Annotated in this window: 12 protein-coding genes and 2 tRNA genes; 6 read left to right on the forward strand and 8 right to left on the reverse strand. The window is 60.7% G+C overall.

Translation table 11 applies throughout. The annotated features are described in order from the left end of the window. Positions 1 to 90 precede the first annotated feature (90 nt). From ACYVBS_RS06670 to ACYVBS_RS06695, 6 genes are all read right to left on the reverse strand, one after another. Positions 91 to 384: a hypothetical protein gene (locus tag ACYVBS_RS06670; RefSeq protein ID WP_460822635.1), complete on the reverse strand. Its 294-nt coding sequence runs from the start codon at positions 382 to 384 to the stop codon at positions 91 to 93. A 35-nt stretch (positions 385 to 419) separates the two neighbouring features. Then, complete coding sequence (locus tag ACYVBS_RS06675) at positions 420 to 3017, reverse strand: DEAD/DEAH box helicase (protein ID WP_460822636.1); 2598 nt, start codon at positions 3015 to 3017, stop codon at positions 420 to 422. Between the two features lie 3 nt (positions 3018 to 3020). After that, complete coding sequence (locus ACYVBS_RS06680) at positions 3021 to 5141, reverse strand: site-specific DNA-methyltransferase (RefSeq protein ID WP_460822637.1); 2121 nt, start codon at positions 5139 to 5141, stop codon at positions 3021 to 3023. A 138-nt stretch (positions 5142 to 5279) separates the two neighbouring features. Beyond that, positions 5280 to 6356 carry a protein kinase domain-containing protein gene (locus tag ACYVBS_RS06685; protein WP_460822638.1) on the reverse strand — a complete coding sequence of 359 codons (1077 nt, stop codon included), beginning with the start codon at positions 6354 to 6356 and terminating at the stop codon, positions 5280 to 5282. After that, positions 6353 to 7357, reverse strand: a complete 1005-nt coding sequence (locus ACYVBS_RS06690) for a serine/threonine-protein kinase (RefSeq protein ID WP_460822639.1) — start codon at positions 7355 to 7357, stop codon at positions 6353 to 6355. Before ACYVBS_RS06690 ends, ACYVBS_RS06685 begins: the two co-directional genes overlap by 4 nt. Before the next feature lie 53 nt (positions 7358 to 7410). Further along, on the reverse strand, positions 7411 to 8520 hold the full coding sequence (locus tag ACYVBS_RS06695; protein WP_460822640.1) for a PP2C family protein-serine/threonine phosphatase: 1110 nt from the start codon (positions 8518 to 8520) through the stop codon (positions 7411 to 7413). Between the two features lie 184 nt (positions 8521 to 8704). Between ACYVBS_RS06695 and ACYVBS_RS06700 the strand changes: the two genes are divergently transcribed. The 3 genes from ACYVBS_RS06700 (at position 8705) to ACYVBS_RS06710 (ending at position 11840) form a co-directional block, all read left to right on the forward strand. Next, positions 8705 to 9262, forward strand: a complete 558-nt coding sequence (locus tag ACYVBS_RS06700) for a recombinase family protein (RefSeq protein ID WP_460822641.1) — start codon at positions 8705 to 8707, stop codon at positions 9260 to 9262. A 530-nt stretch (positions 9263 to 9792) separates the two neighbouring features. Further along, on the forward strand, positions 9793 to 11394 hold the full coding sequence (locus ACYVBS_RS06705) for a hypothetical protein (protein WP_460822642.1): 1602 nt from the start codon (positions 9793 to 9795) through the stop codon (positions 11392 to 11394). A gap of 161 nt (positions 11395 to 11555) precedes the next feature. Next, entirely contained in the window at positions 11556 to 11840 is a 285-nt protein-coding gene (locus ACYVBS_RS06710; protein WP_460822643.1) for a hypothetical protein, read from the forward strand. 393 nt (positions 11841 to 12233) lie between these two features. Here ACYVBS_RS06710 and ACYVBS_RS06715 read toward each other — a convergent pair. Then, positions 12234 to 12310: transfer RNA gene (locus ACYVBS_RS06715), tRNA-Asn, on the reverse strand. A 45-nt stretch (positions 12311 to 12355) separates the two neighbouring features. After that, positions 12356 to 12904, reverse strand: a complete 549-nt coding sequence (locus tag ACYVBS_RS06720; protein ID WP_460822644.1) for a GspH/FimT family protein — start codon at positions 12902 to 12904, stop codon at positions 12356 to 12358. A gap of 150 nt (positions 12905 to 13054) precedes the next feature. On the opposite strand from ACYVBS_RS06720, the gene uvrB reads away from it, so the two are divergent. The 3 genes from uvrB (at position 13055) to thrS (ending at position 17571) form a co-directional block, all read left to right on the forward strand. Continuing rightward, a complete protein-coding gene (gene uvrB, locus ACYVBS_RS06725; RefSeq protein WP_460822645.1) occupies positions 13055 to 15100 on the forward strand; it encodes an excinuclease ABC subunit UvrB in 2046 nt (681 codons plus the stop codon). Positions 15101 to 15163: 63 nt separating this feature from the next. Continuing rightward, positions 15164 to 15238: transfer RNA gene (locus tag ACYVBS_RS06730), tRNA-Val, on the forward strand. Between the two features lie 431 nt (positions 15239 to 15669). Continuing rightward, complete coding sequence (gene thrS / locus ACYVBS_RS06735) at positions 15670 to 17571, forward strand: threonine--tRNA ligase (RefSeq protein WP_460822646.1); 1902 nt, start codon at positions 15670 to 15672, stop codon at positions 17569 to 17571. Positions 17572 to 17605 lie beyond the last annotated feature (34 nt).

A 17605-nucleotide genomic window follows, 5' to 3' on the forward strand; every position in this document is an offset into this window, starting at 1 on the left:
GAGCGGCACCCTTGCAACCCACCCATCGAGCGATAAGCTCGCAACCTTGGACTCTACGAAGTAGCTCGTGGCCCTAACAGCGGGGGCAGGTCAGAACCCCTGATGCGGCGGCTTCGATGCGGGTACGACGAGGAACCCGCCGTACTTCCGGCTGGGAAAGTGAACCATGTGTTCAATTTCCAATTCCTCCTCTTCGCCGTCACCCGGTATGCGAATGCTCGTGGCTTTCCTGAGCAGGTCTTGTGCTTGGACGCGCAGTGCCCTGCAATTTTTGAATGGGTCTGGTTCCTTCATCATCCAGAAGAACCAGTCCGGGTCTTTGAACAGTGCTTCCGGGAGGGTCAACCCCTCGTGCTTACCGAAGTCCAGCGAGGTCCATATCATTTCTGCTTCTTCATCCGAGTATTTGCTCAGCCAAATCAGACGTAGTCTGATGCAAATTTGCTGCGGAAGAGGGCGGTTGCGTCGGTTGCTTTACGTATGGCCTCTCGAACCTCGGGAAGCTTCAAGTTGAGGACGCGAAGGACGCCATTGGCCTCGGCCACGGACTCGATGCGACGGTAGGCAGCCGGGTGGTTCTCGGCATAGGTGGCGAGTCCCCGAAGCTTGGGCAGCGCGTCCGCGTACTGAAGCCCGTGAGGGTCAACGAGGTCAGCCACGAGTTTCCCGTCTTGCTCGGCAAAGAAGAGGAAGTCCGGTCTCACCACCTTGTGCTGTTCTGCTTCGATGTAAGCAATGCCCAGCGAAGACTGCCCCGGCTGCTGAGGGTTGCGGTACCAGAACTTGAAGCCGTCGCGTTTCGACTCGGTCTCAAGGACCTTGCGTTCCCACCCGTTCAACTCGGCCGGATACCTCCGTTCCTTGTCACACAGCAAGTGGTTCTTCCACGTCGGAAGGTCAGTCTCGCTCCCATTCTCAAGGGCCTTCGTTGGCTCGAACTTGGCCTCTGGCTTCACCAGCTCCACGTCCTGCGGGTCGGAACTCATCTCCACAATCTGGCGGTAGGACTCCCTTCGGTCATCGCTCAACCCCTTAATCATGGCCCCATACGCACTTAGCCACGCCTTGGCCAGCTTGTCTGCCTCGCGGTCGAAGTAGTCCTGTACCTCCGTGACGAGCCCAAGTCCAGCAATGGTCACTCGTGCTTCAACAATGGCTTCAAGGAACTCCTCTGGGTCTTTCTCGGGCGTCACAGTCTTGCGAGCGACGTAGTCGGCATACGTGCGCGAAATGTCAGGGCTGAAGATGCGGGATGCTCGACGGTAGGCGTCGTCAATGACCGCCATGTCAGCATCCTCATAGAACTCATCGAGGCTCTTCGACTTACCTTGCAGGTCAGCCACCACGGTCTTGCCATCCACAGTCAGCACAGCCTTCCGCTTCTGGACCACCTTCTCCCCCTCCTCCGAGAGGAAGGCATCGAGCGCCCTGTGCATCTCGCCATGAGACTTTTTCCCCGCATCCGGGAGGATGCCGTCGGAGGCAAGCTCGTGTGCGAGGGCGGTTAGGCGCTTCGCGGGCTTAGCTCCTTTCTGTGGGCGGGTCTGCGACGGAAGTGACGTGAACAGGTCCCAGACTTCTTGCGGTGCATCCGGATTTGGCTTCACTTCGACAGGCTTGATGAGAATGCGGCCGGGCGTGGCTTGGCTGCCGTCGTCTCCATCGGTGAGGGCCTTGACCACGCTTTCCACGGTCTTCCGGTCGAACTTGGGAAGCAGACAGTCGACAGTATTGAGACGGTCGTCGCCCGGAATGCGTCGCGCAAGGGGCGACCGCACCATGCGCCCCAGAAGCTGGGTAATATGCGTTCGGTCACTCGCAGCACGGAAGGACACCATGACCTCCGCGCGAGGGCAGTCCCAGCCGGTGCTGATGGCGTCTTTGGCGATGAGGACTCGGACCCAGTGCGCGTCCTGCACTCGCTGCGGCTCAATGTGGGGAACGTCGCGGTTGCCGTAGCGCTGGGTCGTATGCTCACCCAGTACATGAGCGAAACTACCGGGGGGAAGCTCTGGGTATCGTTCACAGATGGTATCCAGAACTCGCCCGATTTCGTTCGGGTCAGGCGTGTTCGGAACTTGCAGCACCATCAGTGGCGTGACTGGGTTCGGGTCTTCTTGGTGCTTCGCGTACTCGGCCCAAGCTCGGGTGGACTCCTTCAGCTTGTCCGTTGCTCGTCGCACAAGGACTGTGTCGAAATCTCCTGCCTCATCGGGGAAGTCGAGCAGGATTGTGTCCTTGATGAGACCGGAGTCCTGCACCTTCGTGGAATCGACGAGCACATCCGGTAGCTTGATGCGTGCCACGGCCCCTTCCATCGCCTTGTTGAATCTATCAACGGTTGCCGAGATACCCCAGACCACGGGAATACCCTTAACGCTGCCAGCACCGTTGATTAGCCGTTGAACAATCGTGCTCTTGTCAGACAGGCTAGCGGCAGAAGGCTTGCCCATGCCTCGATGGGCCTCATCCAGCACGAGGTACAACGTGAGGTCAGGGTCTTCAATGGTGTTCTGGATGGTGTCCCAGATGGTGTACGCACGAAGGTCAGGACGGGTCTCGGGGAGCAGGTCGCCGGCATTAGCCTCTAGCTCGGCTTGGTCGTGGCCACGTACCAGCAGCGAGTTCTTGCCGAGTTTCTGTGTATTCAGGAAATAGATTTTCCCGGCTTCGAACTTCGGACGGCTGAATGTGTTTTCGACAACCACGAGGGATGTGTGCTCGATGCGGTCGCTCGCCTCCATCAGGCGGAAACGAGTCTGTTCGTTCAAAGAGGGGTCATCACTGAACCAGATGACCACTGCGCCCGGGTCAGCGTCGAAGTTGAGCTCATCGTCACCATGGAAAAGCGCTTCGAACGTAGCTGCCGCCATGACCGTTTTACCTGAACCGGTGACGGCAGATAGTGAGAAGGCCGTTCGGTCAGCATCGGCACGCCACATCCTGCGAGCTTTGCGGAGGTTGGTGAGCGCGTCTTGAACAGCTTCGCGCTGGTAATCCTTGAGAGTGAACTTCATCCGTCAGTCCCCGTTGGCGAAGCTAAAATTGGTCAGGTAGGACTCGTACAGGCGTACTGGTTCAACGCCCTCAGGTAAGCGCTTGGCGAGCGCTTGGAATCGCCTGTCGTCATCGGTAACGATGTAGGCAAGCTTGGATTCGCTCGCACCTTTAATGGCCCTGATGAACGGAGTCGCGGAGTCCACGTCGAAGAGGATTCCGTAGGTGTCTGCGATTGCCCAGCCATCCTCTGGAATTCTGTCGATACGCGTGCCTCGCGCGCCAGCTCGAAGCCATAGCAGCGGCGCAATTCTGGCGAATGCCATGTTGTGGCTAACGGAGACAGGAGTCTCGTAGGTTAGTGTGAAGAATTCGGCGTTCTGCTCAAGCCCGTCGGACATGGGGAACTCATCGTTGAACTTGTAGGTGCCATCGATTTTGGCTCCGTCCGGGGTTTCGCCCGTTATGGCTGCCTTGACACGTGGCTTGGTGATGTAGTCGCAGATTCCCCACTGCTCCCAGTCTGAGTCGCCCGGGCGCAGTCCTTTTCCCCGCAGTTTGCTCTGCTCGTCTGCACCAACTTCGTTGTTGGTGACCGAAATGCACTGGCGGCTGCCGCCATCCTGTCGGTTAAGGCGCATGGTGGCGTGCGCTGTCGTCCCCGAGCCAGCAAAGAAGTCAACGATGACGGCATCCTGCCTGTCTGCGACGAAGAGCCGCAATGCATCTTCGACTGCGTACAGCGACTTCGGATACGGGAAAAGGCGATTAGGTATAAGCGCCTTGAGTACGCGAGTGCCGCCATGTTCGGCGCTGTGGGATGTGAAGTCCCATTGGGTCGTCACAGTCTTAGTGCTGGCGTCCGCGTAACGAGCAATTACAGAGCCGTCGTCTCGCTTCCCTTCGACGGTTGCCACACCGCTTTGAATTTCCTTTCTGGCCTTGTTCGGCAGGTGCTGAATGATGTAAGGCTGTGGCTCATCCTTTCTTCCGTTGGCCCTGATGTAGCCGAGATTCCACCAACGGTCAAAAGCCGTGTCTGTATACTCCCAGTTCATCTCCGTACCGTCGGGCCGAACGGGGAATACCGCTACGCAACCTCGCGGAGGGGTAATCGAGTCTCGGGCGATGTCCGGTGGGATAACGTCACCTCGCCCAACAATTGCTCCCGATTTTGCATTGACGAAGATTGGGTAGAACTGGTTCGGCCCACAGGCTCCCTTGCCTTTCCTTCCGCGGACTGAGGCAAGGTTTCGTCGGCGCATTGTCTCCCAGCCAACTTCATCGCCGAGTGATGTTTCGTCTGGGCGAGTGCCGACCGTCGCTGCTCCAAATCGCACAAAGAACAGGTACTCGTTCGTTCGCGCAAAATCCCCCGTCCGTCCCGTGCCCTTCGGGTTGATAACCGACGACACCATCTCGACTTTGCCTTCGGGGAAAGTCTGTTCGAGCAACAAGCCAAGACGCAGATATTCCTTCTCGTCAATGGTGACGATGAGGACGGAGTCTTCGGGGTTCAAAAGTTCCTTGGCCAACAAGAGGCGGCGCTCCATCATTGCCAGCCATTTGCTGTGTCGGTAGAGGTCGTCGCTCTCGACGTAGTCGTTGTTGTACTTCCAGTCCTTCGCGCCCGAGTTGTACGGGGGGTCAATGTAGATGGCATCTACCTTCCCGCGATGGGTGTAGGTCAGGGCTTTAAGGACGTGATAGTTCTCGCCATTGATAACCGTATGGTGGGGCTTGTCCCCGCCGCGCTGGACCTTGCCGGTGCTCACTAGTCCGGGGTAGATGGTGTCTCGGAATTCAGCTACCACGACAAGGTCGAGCAGTAGTGCGGACTGCTGCTCTCTCTCCCCGCTGCCCAGTAAGACCAGCTCTGCCACCTTCTTCGAGCGGTCGATAGCCTTGACCTGCCACAGGCGCTGGTCGCCCTTCTTGGTGGAGCCTCTCGGAGCAAGCATGTGGACTTTGTCGCCCTTGCGGATGGGGCGCTCGGGTAGCTCGACAGCCTCAGGGCTGTGTCGCTCGAAGTTCAGGCCAAAGGGCAGTCGTGAGGACAGGGCCTTGAACTCGCGCTCCAAATCGGCCCCAAGTGCAGGTTCCTTTGCCTTGGCTTGGGCGATGAGGTCGGAAATTCGGGACACGCTGACTCCTTGGGTGCTGTGCTGGCAGCCTCCATGGGCTACACAGGCTTGTGGTCTAAGGTTGCTGACTCGTCGACGCCAGTTCGGGTCTGGGAGTAGCCGGGGCGGTGCCCGGAATGTTGTGGGTGCGCTCGGGCTTCACTCGGGCGTCAGTTTCACCACTGGATATGCGCGATGCGCTCCCCCACCCGCGTAGCTCGAAAACAGGACATGGTCGCCGAGTTTCGGTAGGTCTGGGCCGTAGAAACTTTCTATGTGGAAGAACACATCATCACCTTGCGTTGCGATGAACCCCCACTTGCCGTACTCAATTCTCTTGATTACACCGAAGCGCCGCGCAGAAGCGTTGTAGTACAGATTGCCGCAACTCTGCACCAACTGGTCAGCCGTGGGGCGAGCAGCAGGGTCCTTCTGCAAGCAGGTGAGTGCGAGCGCAAGAACCTCTTTGGAAAGGGGAGCGAACTGCGGATTTCTCCACAGAAATGCCGGAGCATCTGGAACTTCAGCTGCAAGAATATTGCGGACCGCCCTGAGCCCGACACCGAAGGGTGGGCTACCCGTCAAGAGGTGGAACATCATGGCGCCAACCGACCAGATGTCGGCAGCTTGCGTGACGTCCTTGGGGGTGTCGATAGCTTCGGGGGCCATGTAAGGAAGGGCCCCGACCGCCGTTTGCGACATGGAAAGACTTGTCTCGCCACCGGCGACGGCCTCTTCGATTTCGTCCTGCGCAAGCTTGGCAATGCCGAAGTCAGTCACCTTCACCTCATCGAGGCAATAGCCTCCCGAAACCATGACGTTCGATGGCTTGAGGTCGCGGTGAATGACGCCGGCGTGATGCGCCGCCGCTACGCCCTTTGCAAGATGATGAAAGACGCGCGCAGCGAGGTACGGGTCAAGGAAGCTTGTGCGTTGCAGGAGCGCCTTCGATAGGTCCCTGCCGTCTACAAGCTCTTCAATTAGGTACCGGTCCTCACCCTCTCTAACGTAGTCGAGCGTCTTCGCCACGCTGGCGTGGTTAACTCGGGCTGCTACCACTGCGCTCCGTCGAAACCGCTTGGTCGAGGAGCGATTCTTGGGGGTCTTCAGAGCTACGTTGCGTTCCGTGAGTCGGTCATACGCGGCATACACGAACTGCATGCCGCCTTCGTCTATATAACGAGTAATCTCATAGCGGTTGCCAATCACGCGCCCGGCTTCCAAGGGTCCGGTCATATCAAAACCTCGGGCGAGGACAGGTCGAACGTTATGTAGCGCCTGCGCGCGCCTTGGTCGGGCGCACCCAATGCAATGACGCATGAACCCGGAAGAAGTTGTCCGACGCGAGCCTGCTGGTTGTTGATATAGACGTCCCCGTTGAGTGCCACGACAAAGAAATCCAAGCCGTCATAATTAATCTTGAGGCCTCCCATCCCCGGAAGGTCCGCCGTGACGCTTCGATTGCCTGCATTCAAGTAGGAGGGCTGGCCTTGATAGACGAGGAGACCCTGATGCCGATTGACGAGTAGGTATCGAGACAGCAGATGACGCACTTCGCCCATGGTTGGCCTTTCGTGAGGACGAGGTGCGAGGCATTGCGCAATAACTCGTTTGATGTCTGGCGCCCAGCCGTTACAGGCGCGGTCGATGAATTCATCTGGCGCCGCGAGGGGCGGTTGGGCTACGAGCTCAGTGGGCAAGTCCCGTGCGGCCAAGTACAAGGCGGTTGCTCCAAAGGCATACACGTCAATCGCGGGCGTGAACTGAACATCGTCCGCATAGAGCTCGGGCGCGGCGAAACCACGAGTGCCGACAAAACCCATCGTTGACGCGTCGGGGCCTTCATCACGGGCCAGCCCGAAGTCGAAAATCTTGATGACGCCTTCGGGGTCCAACTTCATGTTGTTGGGCTTTACGTCGCGATGGATGACGTTTGCGTCGTGGATGTCAGCAATTCCAGAGGCAATCTGCCAGAGCTGCCTGTAAAGCTGCTCCGTTGTGGCGGCCTGAGTACTTCCGTCGAAAAGGTCAGGGCCCTCGACGAACTCCTGCACGATGGCAAGGGAGCCGCCATCGAGTCGAAGCAGGTCGTAGACCTGCACAACATGTTTCGACCGAAGCTTAAGGAGCGCTCGAACCTCGTCGAGCATGCGGCGTTCTTCGACTCCACTTTGGATAACTTTTACCGCTACCCGGCGGTCCAAAATCTCGTCTTGGCAGGGATAGACCAGACCCATTCCGCCGTTAAGCGCATCCCCCAGAACCGTATACCTTCCCCCAAGCTGCACGGTTAGTCATCCTTTCCCGAAAAGTGAAGTTGGACTTGGGGCGCCTTACCCCCGAGAAGGTCCGCCTTCTTCCGGCTTTTCCGCTTACGTTTGGGCCGCTCAGCGTTCTCGGAGCCCGGTACCGCAACATGCTCTTCGGTCGGCGGCTCCATGGAGTCGGCGTCCCACGGTTCGATTACTGCGGGCTGGGTTTTGCTGGTGGTGCGTGAGGGCTGCTCGGTCACGGCGCTTCCGGGCTGCTCGACAATGCGAATCTCGCCAAATGGGTCCCAGACGTCGAGGCACTGGGGCGGTATCGGGTGCTTGCCAAGGTCCGGGAAGAACGGGATGGCAAGCGCACTCGCGTTGTCGGGGCCGCCTGCCCAGCGGGCGAGCTCGGTGAGGCGCCTTACGCAGGTTCCCACGTCTTGCGAGTTATGGGCGACCAAGCCGAAGACGCCACCAGAGCGCTCCAAGAAGTGCACCCCATCTGTGGTGAGGAGCGCCATGTCATCTGCGCCGGCGTCCACTTGCTCGACGCGAATCTCAAGAGGTTCTCCAATCCCCACGAACTGCAACAGCTTCGACTGCTCCAATGCGATATCCGCTTGGCGGCCGAGTTGACCTGCAATGGTGTCGTCCTTGGAAAGCTGAACTAGCTTGGCTCCGGAAGCCCGGTAGAGGCGGCTGTCTCCAACGCTCGTCCAGTACGCCCCATAACCTTCGACCAGTAGGAGGGCTACCAGAGTGGTCCCGCCGTTGAGCCGTGATTGCGAGTGCACGAGGCCATTGGCGTCCCTTACAGCCCATTCTAGGCAGATTTCCGGGAGCTCCCCGCGCTGGGCGTGTCGGAACGCGCTAGCGAACAGCTCCGCCAGCGCATTGGAGGCACAGGAGGCCCCTTCCTTCATGCCCCCGATACCGTCTGCAATGGCAGCGATGGCAAAGGCCTGACCCGCCATGTTCCGCCCGCGCGCTAAGGCCACCCGGTCTTGGTTCTCGTTCCGAACAAGGCCTGTGTCGGTAGCGACGGCGGCGGCTAAGGGCATCACCCTTCGCACCCCGGACGGCGGCGAAAAGCGCATGAACCAATCCGCCAGCTGTTGCTGAATCGTGGGTGCTTTGTCTGTCATGCCCGGCATCGTGATTGCGCAATCTTGATGATAGTGGAAGAGGGCTCTCGCCACGCGCAGCCGTACGCAAGACCCGTGCCCTGAGTGTCGCGAAAGGTATACCTCGTGAGACGGCTCTCAAGCCGTATCAAAAGTCGTCTCATTATGCTATTCTCATAAACTCTAAGACATTGTGAGACAAGTCATGGGCCAGATGGTCGGCTACTGTCGAGTGAGTTCCAGTTCGCAGTCTCTGGCCGTGCAGCTAGACGAACTGAAGGCTGCCGGATGCACGAAGGTCTTCTCCGAAAAGAAGTCCGGCCGATTCAGTGATAACCGGCCTGAACTGAAGGCGTGCCTTGACTACGTCAGGGAAGGGGACACGCTCGTCATTTCGCGTCTGGACCGCATGGCCCGTAGTGTGCTGGACCTAGCCTCAATCGCCGACTGCCTCCACAAGAAGGGTGTCAACCTGCGGGTGGTCCATCAGGGAATCGACACGTCCACTTCGGAAGGCAAGCTGCTGTTCGGCATCCTCAGCACGTTCGCAGCCTTCGAGCTGGACATCCGTTCGGAGCGCCAGAAAGTGGGAATCGAGGCGGCCCTCAAGGCTGGCGTCAAGTTCGGTCGCAAGCCGAGCCTCACCGAGGAGCAGGCGGCCACCATCCGACGCCTGCGGCGCGAGGAGGGCTTCGCAGTCGGGCAGTTGCAGTCCCGCTTCCATGTTTCGAGAGCCACCGTGTACAGGGCGCTAGCTGCGTAGCCGCCCCTGTGCATTGGGGGTTACCTCCAAGCTCGGTCCTACGTGCTTGGGTCCGATTCGGTCCCCATGTAAGCGCCCGGAGCTTGGTCGATGAGTCCATCACGTACCGCACCGCGGGCGAAGTGCAGCCCAACAACCCACAGCCGAGACGGACGAGGTACGAGTTGTCTCGGCTTAGGCAACGGCGAGGACGCGTGCGACGAGCGGTTGCCTACATATTGGATGGTCCATGAGCCATCGCCTCGCGCTGTCTCATGCGGGTGGCCCACCCTCCGTGGCCACTCCGGGGTTGGCCACCACGGACATCCGTTGCAGTTCCTTCGGGTGCCGCCAGCCTGTATCTCTCTTTAAAGTCCCTTAATAGCTCTTTTGCGTTTTCGCTAATAAAAACAGCTTGTTATCAAAAAAGAAAGGTGATAGGATGACATCCTAACACCACCAATCAGCGAGCTGTCAGGTACCCAAGTGATGGGCATGAGGGCAATCCGAGCTTGACGGGTTGATGGTGTCACTGAAGGCAGTACCCCTCCATGTCGTCCACCCTTACCGCGGCAGATGCCGCTCAAGCACTCTCACAGTCGCTTGAACGCACTCCGGACGTGCCAGTCGTCATTCACTGGCAACTGAGTGACTTTCCCGTCGAGGTAGCTCGACAACTACTCGATGCTGGCCATGCGGTGGCATGGGTCTACCCTTCTGCCGAGCGCGGGAATGTGGCCGCGGCAGCACTGAAGAGCGCCGGCATAGCTGTACGCCGGCACTTCGGAGCGAACGAGGCCGTTGCCCATGTCACGGGCATTCCCACCAAGTACCTCAGTGACAACATTGAGCCTTTCGAACAGCCACGGGTTGACCCTGATGCCGACAGAGCTAGGCGCGCAAACCTCACGGAGCGTGACGAGGCACGGTTAAAGGCGCTTTGCGAATTAGCGGATATGCCGATGGGCGCTCCCTCGCCGGGCTGTGTCACCTTGATGTCATTGGGCATGTTGATGCAGCCCGGCATCATCGGGCAGGTAAAGGAGTGGGCTTCACCCATGGTCGTCCTCGACCACGTCACCAGCCTCAACGTCCGATGGAAGGATGTGCGTGATGGTTTCGGGGATTTCGCGAGCAGGGTTGTAACCCAACCTCCCGAAAAGTACGCGCCGGCACGCTTACTCGCGGAACGCATTCCGCAGGTGTACGTGATGCGCGATGAATGGGCGTGCCAGTTGGTGTCGGCGCACTTCTCCCGACATGGCGTGACTGTTGCCGAAGTCGCGACCGACCTGTGTCTTCGCAAGGACATCAACATCTCGGTGTTCTCAACCGACCTTGTGCACGCCGGTTTCGATACAACCACGTTCCTCAGCATTGCGCTACGGGGGGACTCAGGCCAACAGCTAGTGGGTCAAGGCATCTTCGGTGCCTTCACACCTGACAGCCTTTCCATGTCAGGGGAGAGGCCACTCTCCCGAGCGGTGGTCAAGGTGACGCATCCACGGGATGAAGAAGCTGCTGTGATGCGACTGCAAGTCAAGGTGCCCCGACACGACTACAGTGAAATCCGAGCGAGGGACCATGTTAGGGCAGCCCTGCTGGCCATCGGTGAGAACGCAAAGAACCCGGAAATTGTCGTGTTGGTATCGCCCACCCTCGCACGCTCGCTCGGTTCACTGACGGGTGTGGACCCCATCAGGTTGGGGCACTGGGGGAGAAGCAATCACAGCAAGAGCACAACACCACTTTCCGTCGCTCCCAAAGGCACCAAATTTCAACACAGCGTGCTGGAAGCCATGTTGAACCAGCTCGACACCCTGACGGATGGTCGTCGCCACCGCAAAATGTTGGCGTTGCTTGCCGCGGAACGTGACGCGCTCCCCGCCCCACGTATGGCCATGCGTCTGGCGCGCCTCGCCCATTGCCTCACTCACTTCACGTGGGACCGCAGTCTCGACCTTGCCGCACGGGACGAGGTCAACTTGGCGCTATCAGACAACGCAAAGAGGGCTACCCACTTGTTCAGTGGTTTGCTCGACCACCTCTATCCTTGGAAGCTGTCAGACAAGGACAAAGATGCGAAGCACAACCTAGGTGTACGACAACGCGTGTTTGCCCTCTATCAGTCTTTCCGGGTTCCGAAGACTTAGGTGTCAACAAAGTTCAAGCCATCGGCCCGTTACAACACGAGGATTCATGGCCGAATAGCGCGCTTTTTGGTGCGTGTTGCACGGGACCTGTTCGCATGGCGCGAATGCCTTCCGGATAAATACCTTCATGCGCCGCAGATGCGGTGCGACGGAGGAGTTCCATGAAGATAGATGACATCACAAGCCGCTCGAAGCCGGCCGACAACGCTCAGCGGCATGCAGCCAATCCAGAAGTGGCCGAACTTCTGAATGCCCGGGCATCCAACACCTTGCTCAAGTGCCGGTCGTTGGCGCGAGACGAAATCGAGCTGGCCCATCTCATCATGAACAAGCTTGATGTAGACCCGCAGTACGTACCGAGCGAGACGCTTCTGCAAGCCGTCCGGACCATCTGCGACAAGCTGGGTGACCAAGGCGCTCTTGCCGGCATGATTCGCACCGCGTGACATAGACGGCACCTACAGTGCCGCCCCCGACAATTGCAGGAATTCCATGGTCACATATGTCGTCACGATGGGCCGTCCCGGCGGTGGCGCGGGAACCTTCTCCGCGGTCATTCACGCATTGACGCCGGGGATGGCTCGAAACATCGCCATGGCCCAATTTCCCGGGATGTCCGTACACGCCGTGAAAGTAGCTCGGTGAGGCAGGCCGGTCGGAGTGCAACGAGTGGGCTACAACGTTGGCGTGCCTGCGATGCTCGGCAATCGGTGTCCGAGCCATCCCACTGAAGGAACGGTCACCCACCCTGAAAGACGCTGCCGCCCCCACAGTGTCCCCACAATGAAAATCGCCCACGAAAAAGGGCCGCCGAAGCGACCCTATCTCTTTGAATCTCTTGGCGCCCGAAGTTGGACTCGAACCAACGACCCCCTGATTAACAGTCAAGTGCTCTAACCGGCTGAGCTATTCGGGCGGGGACGCATATCCTAGGTGGCCCCGGGCGTCAGGTCAATAGGCCCTAGCTGCCAAATACACATTGGCCTGCTGCCGATGCAGTGGGGCGCCCCCAGCGCATCCGCCCGTCATTGGCCAGGACGAACGTGACGGCTTTGGTCGGTCCGCGGTCGTCGCACAGGGTAAAGGTGACGTTCGACCCCGCATTGCCGTCGCTGGGGTGGAACACGAGCCGCGTCCGGCCTTCGGTGGTCCAGAGCCTGACCCCTCCCGACAGGGGCGGCTGGCGAAGAATCACCGGCTCGTTCGCCTCGCGTAATCCGTTGCCGTTGCGGTCCGCGAACAAGGCCCAGCCATCGGTCCAGTTGGTGGTCCTGGCGCATTGCTCCACGGACGGGCCCGAGGGGCGGCACAGGACGACTTCAGTGCCTGCCAAGGCCGAGTGGCGCACCGCCGCCATGATGGTCTGCAGCATTTCCGTCCGCGCTTTTCCCGCGGACGCTGCCGCCCGAGCCGATTGCCAGGCAGGAATGGCCGCTCCTGCCAATACCGTAACCACGGCCGTTGCGATCACGACCTCCAGCATTGTGAATCCTCTAACGTCCGTGCGCATGCCGTTCTCCTTGAGTGCGGATAGCTTTCCTGCGGATCTGGTCACCGCCAATCGGAGGTAAACGGCTCTGGGCGTCAGGATTTTCCCGGCCGCAATCCGGAAATCGCCGCGCTACACTGGACGATCGCCCCCCGTGTGCGATCCCCCCGCATGAACGAATCCGACACGCTCGACTTACGTCAACAGGGCCAGTTTCAGCTGGTGGCGCCTTATGAGCCGGCCGGCGACCAGCCGCCTGCCATCTCGCGCCTGGTGGCCGGGTTCGAATCCGGCCTCGCGCACCAGACCCTGCTGGGCGTCACGGGCTCGGGCAAGACGTACACCATCGCCAACGTCATCCAGCACGTGCAGAAGCCCACGCTCGTGATGGCGCCCAACAAGACGCTTGCGGCGCAGCTCTACGGAGAGTTCAAGGCGTTCTTCCCGCACAACGCGGTCGAGTATTTCGTCAGTTATTACGATTACTACCAGCCAGAAGCCTACGTGCCCTCGTCGGACACCTTCATCGAGAAGGACAGTTCGGTGAACGAGCACATCGAGCAGATGCGGTTGTCGGCCACCAAGGCGCTGCTCGAGCGTCGTGACGCGATCATTGTGTGCACGGTCTCGGCCATCTACGGACTGGGTGACCCCAACGAATATTTCCGCATGGTGCTGCACATGGTGCGCGGTGAGCGCATCGACCAGCGCGAGCTGATCCGCCGGCTCACGGAGATGCAGTACACCCGCAACGACACCGAACTTCGCCGCGGCACGTACCGCGTGCGTGGCGAGGTGATCGACGTCCACCCCGCCGAAAGCGACAGCGAGGCGGTGCGCATCGAGCTGTTCGATGGCGAGATTGAATCAGTGACTGCCTTCGATCCGCTGACGGGCGAGACGCTGCGCAAGTTGCCGCGCTATACCATCTATCCCAAGTCACATTACGTGACCACGCGCCGCACCGTGTTGGACGCCATCGAGGCGATAAAGGAAGAGCTGCGCGTGCGCCTTGAGCAGTTGTATTCGACCAACAAGTTGGTGGAGGCGCAGCGCCTGGCGCAGCGCACCCAGTTCGACCTCGAAATGCTCGCCGAGGTGGGTTACTGCAATGGCGTGGAAAACTACAGCCGCCACCTGACCGGACATATGCCCGGTGAGCCGCCGCCGTGCTTGTTCGACTACCTCCCGCCCGACGCGTTGCTCGTCGTGGACGAGTCGCACGTGACCGTGCCGCAGGTGGGCGCGATGTACAAGGGTGACCGTTCGCGCAAGGAGACGCTGGTGGAGTTCGGTTTCCGCCTGCCGTCGGCGCTGGACAACCGTCCGTTGAAATTCGAGGAGTGGGAAGGGCGCTCGCCGCGCGCCATCTTCGTCTCCGCCACGCCGGGGCCTTACGAGCTCACGAAGTCCGAGGGCGAGATCGTGGAGCTGGTGGTGCGTCCTACCGGCCTGATTGACCCGGAGGTGGAAATCCGCCCGGTCGCCACCCAGGTCGATGACGTGCTGGGAGAGATCAACCTGCGCGTCGCGCAGGGCGACCGTGTGCTGATCACCACGCTGACCAAGCGCATGGCCGAGAACTTGACCGAGTACCTCGGCGAGCACGGGGTCAAAGTGCGCTACCTGCACTCTGACGTCGATACCGTGGAGCGGGTGGAAATCATCCGCGACCTGCGCTTGGGCAAGTTCGACGTGCTTGTGGGCATCAACCTGCTGCGCGAAGGGCTGGACATGCCCGAAGTGTCGCTGGTGGCCATCCTCGATGCCGATAAGGAGGGCTTCCTGCGTTCCGCCGGTTCACTGATCCAGACCATCGGCCGCGCAGCGCGCAATGTGCGGGGCAAGGCGATCCTGTACGCCGACCGCATCACCAACTCGATGCGGAAGGCCATCGACGAGACGGACCGCCGTCGGGCCAAACAGGTTGAATACAACCTTGAGCATGGCATCACCCCCAAGTCGGTGCATCGGCCGGTGGTGGACATCATGGAAGGCGCGCGTGCCGAGCCCGATGCCGCCAAGACCCGGGGGCGGGGCCGCAAGGTCGCCGAGGAGGTCGTGGACTACGCGACCCTGCCACCGGCCCAGATCGCGACCCGAATCAAGGAGCTGGAGCAGAAGATGTACCAGCACGCCCGCGACCTGGAATTCGAACAGGCGGCGGCAGTGCGCGACGAGCTTCGCAAGCTCAAGGATGCCGAACTGGGGGCGTGAGGCTCTTGCCGACACCGCCAAGACGGTTTACACTGCGCGACCTTCGCCGGGTTGCATGGCGACGGGCGGTTAGCTCAGCGGTAGAGCACTACCTTGACATGGTAGGGGTCACAGGTTCGAACCCTGTACCGCCCACCAATTTGGTGACAGAACGGCGTGATCCCCCGGGATTGCGCCGTTTTGCTTTGGGCGAGGCGCCGGGTGTGCCCGGGGTGAGAGGGGGGGCGCCATTAGCCGCCGCAAAGGCAGATTGCCAACCGGCTTCCCATGGCCAAGCAGGCCAAGAGCGTTGACTTGCCGCCACCACTGGCCAACCATAGACACACCCCGGCCATGATGGCCGCCGCAGCCTTCCAGGTGGCCCGCGCCAACGCGCCGGCCGAGCGTGTGACATGAGCACTAGCACCGCCCATCGCTGACCTCCGCGAGGCCCCGCATCCTAGCAGGCGCCCTCGTGGCGCTTTTTTGTTGCGCGCAGCGAAGGCCCTAGCCTGCAATGCCGCTTGCCGCACCGCCGAGTGCCCTGGTACCGGGCGTGCACCATCGACGCATCACAGAGTCCCAACCCCATGATCGCCATTACCCTTCCCGACGGCAGTCGCCGCGAATTCGACAACCCCGTGACCGTGGGTGACGTCGCCGCCTCGATCGGCGCTGGCTTGGCCAAGGCCGCGCTGGCCGGCAAGGTCGACGGCAAGCTGGTCGACACCAGCTTCCGCATCGAACGCGATGCCGAGCTGGCCATCGTCACCGACAAGTCGCCCGAGGCGCTGGACATCCTGCGTCACTCCACCGCCCACCTTCTGGCCCAGGCCGTGCAGCGCCTGTTCCCCGGCGCGCAGGTCACCATCGGCCCGGTGATTGATAACGGTTTCTACTACGACTTCGCCTACGAGCGCCCGTTCACGCCCGAGGACCTGCCGGCCATCGAGGCGGAGATGCAGAAGATCGTGAAGGAGGCGCTCCCGGTCAGTCGCAGCGTGAAGTCGCGCGACGATGCCGTGGCCTTCTTCAAGGGCTTGGGCGAGGCGTACAAGGCCGAGATCATCGAGTCGATTCCGGCCAGCGAAGACCTCTCCCTGTACAGCCAGGGCGACTTCACCGACCTGTGCCGCGGCCCGCATGTGCCGGGCACCGACAAGCTGCGCGCATTCAAGCTGATGAAGGTGGCCGGCGCCTACTGGCGTGGCGACAGCAATAACCAGATGCTCAGCCGCATCTACGGCACCGCGTGGCTCAACGACAAGGACCTGAAGGCCTACCTGCACCAGTTGGAGGAGGCCGAAAAGCGCGACCACCGCAAGATCGGCAAGGCGCAGGAGCTGTTCCACCTGCAGGAAGAAGGCCCCGGTCTGATCTTCTGGCACCCCAAGGGCTGGTCGGTCTGGCAGGTGGTGGAGCAGTACATGCGCAAGGTGTACCGCGACAGCGGCTACAAGGAAGTGCGCTGCCCGCAGATCCTGGACGTGTCGCTGTGGAAGAAGTCCGGCCACTGGGACAACTACCAGGAGAACATGTTCTTCACCGAGTCGGAGAAGCGCACCTACGCGCTCAAGCCGATGAACTGCCCGGGCCACGTGCAGGTGTTCAACCAGGGCCTGCACAGCTACCGCGACCTGCCGATCCGTTACGGCGAGTTCGGCGCCTGCCACCGCAACGAGCCGTCGGGCGCCCTGCACGGCATCCTGCGCGTGCGCGGCTTCACCCAGGACGACGGCCACATCTTCTGCACCGAAGATCAGATCGAGGCCGAGGTCGCGGCCTTCCACGGTCAGGCGCTGGCCGTGTATGACGCCTTCGGCTTCAACGAGATCCAGATCAAGATCGCCCTGCGCCCGGATTCGCGCCTGGGTGATGACGCGACCTGGGACAAGGCCGAGGGCGCGCTGCGTTCGGCCCTGCGGGCCGCCGGCGTGGAGTGGGAGGAGTTGCCGGGCGAGGGCGCCTTCTACGGCCCGAAGATCGAGTACCACCTCAAGGACGCCATCGGCCGTACCTGGCAGTTGGGCACGATGCAGGTCGATTTCATGATGCCGGGCCGTCTGGGCGCCGAGTACGTGGACGAGCACAGCCAGCGCCGCCACCCGGTGATGCTGCACCGGGCCATCGTGGGCTCCATGGAGCGCTTCATCGGCATCCTGATCGAACACCACGCCGGTCAATTCCCGGCCTGGCTGGCCCCGGTCCAAGCCGTGGTCATGAACATCACCGACGCCCAGGCCGACTATGTGGCCGAGGTCCGGAAAACCCTTGCAAATCAAGGTCTCCGGGTCGAGGCCGATTTGCGGAACGAAAAGATCGGCTATAAGATTCGCGAGCACACCCTGCAGCGCGTGCCCTACTTGCTGGTCGTTGGCGACCGCGAGCGGGACAATGGCGAGGTCTCGGTGCGCACGCGGGGAGGGGAGGATCTGGGGACGATGTCCGTCGCCGATTTCGCCTCGCGTTTGCAGGGTGAAGGCGCCCATTAAGCGCTGCGTGTAACCTAATAGGCCCGTCCCGCTG

It is taken from the genome of Lysobacter olei (genome assembly GCF_054777355.1).

Coding starts and splice junctions, on each gene's coding strand:
- ACYVBS_RS06670 (WP_460822635.1), bottom strand. CDS start 384: ATGATATGGACCTCGCTGGACTTCGGTAAGCACGAGGGGTTGACCCTC.
- ACYVBS_RS06675 (WP_460822636.1), bottom strand. CDS start 3,017: ATGAAGTTCACTCTCAAGGATTACCAGCGCGAAGCTGTTCAAGACGCG.
- ACYVBS_RS06685 (WP_460822638.1), bottom strand. CDS start 6,356: ATGACCGGACCCTTGGAAGCCGGGCGCGTGATTGGCAACCGCTATGAG.
- ACYVBS_RS06690 (WP_460822639.1), bottom strand. CDS start 7,357: ATGGGTCTGGTCTATCCCTGCCAAGACGAGATTTTGGACCGCCGGGTA.
- ACYVBS_RS06695 (WP_460822640.1), bottom strand. CDS start 8,520: ATGACAGACAAAGCACCCACGATTCAGCAACAGCTGGCGGATTGGTTC.
- ACYVBS_RS06700 (WP_460822641.1), top strand. CDS start 8,705: ATGGGCCAGATGGTCGGCTACTGTCGAGTGAGTTCCAGTTCGCAGTCT.
- ACYVBS_RS06705 (WP_460822642.1), top strand. CDS start 9,793: ATGTCGTCCACCCTTACCGCGGCAGATGCCGCTCAAGCACTCTCACAG.
- ACYVBS_RS06710 (WP_460822643.1), top strand. CDS start 11,556: ATGAAGATAGATGACATCACAAGCCGCTCGAAGCCGGCCGACAACGCT.
- ACYVBS_RS06720 (WP_460822644.1), bottom strand. CDS start 12,904: ATGCGCACGGACGTTAGAGGATTCACAATGCTGGAGGTCGTGATCGCA.
- uvrB (WP_460822645.1), top strand. CDS start 13,055: ATGAACGAATCCGACACGCTCGACTTACGTCAACAGGGCCAGTTTCAG.
- thrS (WP_460822646.1), top strand. CDS start 15,670: ATGATCGCCATTACCCTTCCCGACGGCAGTCGCCGCGAATTCGACAAC.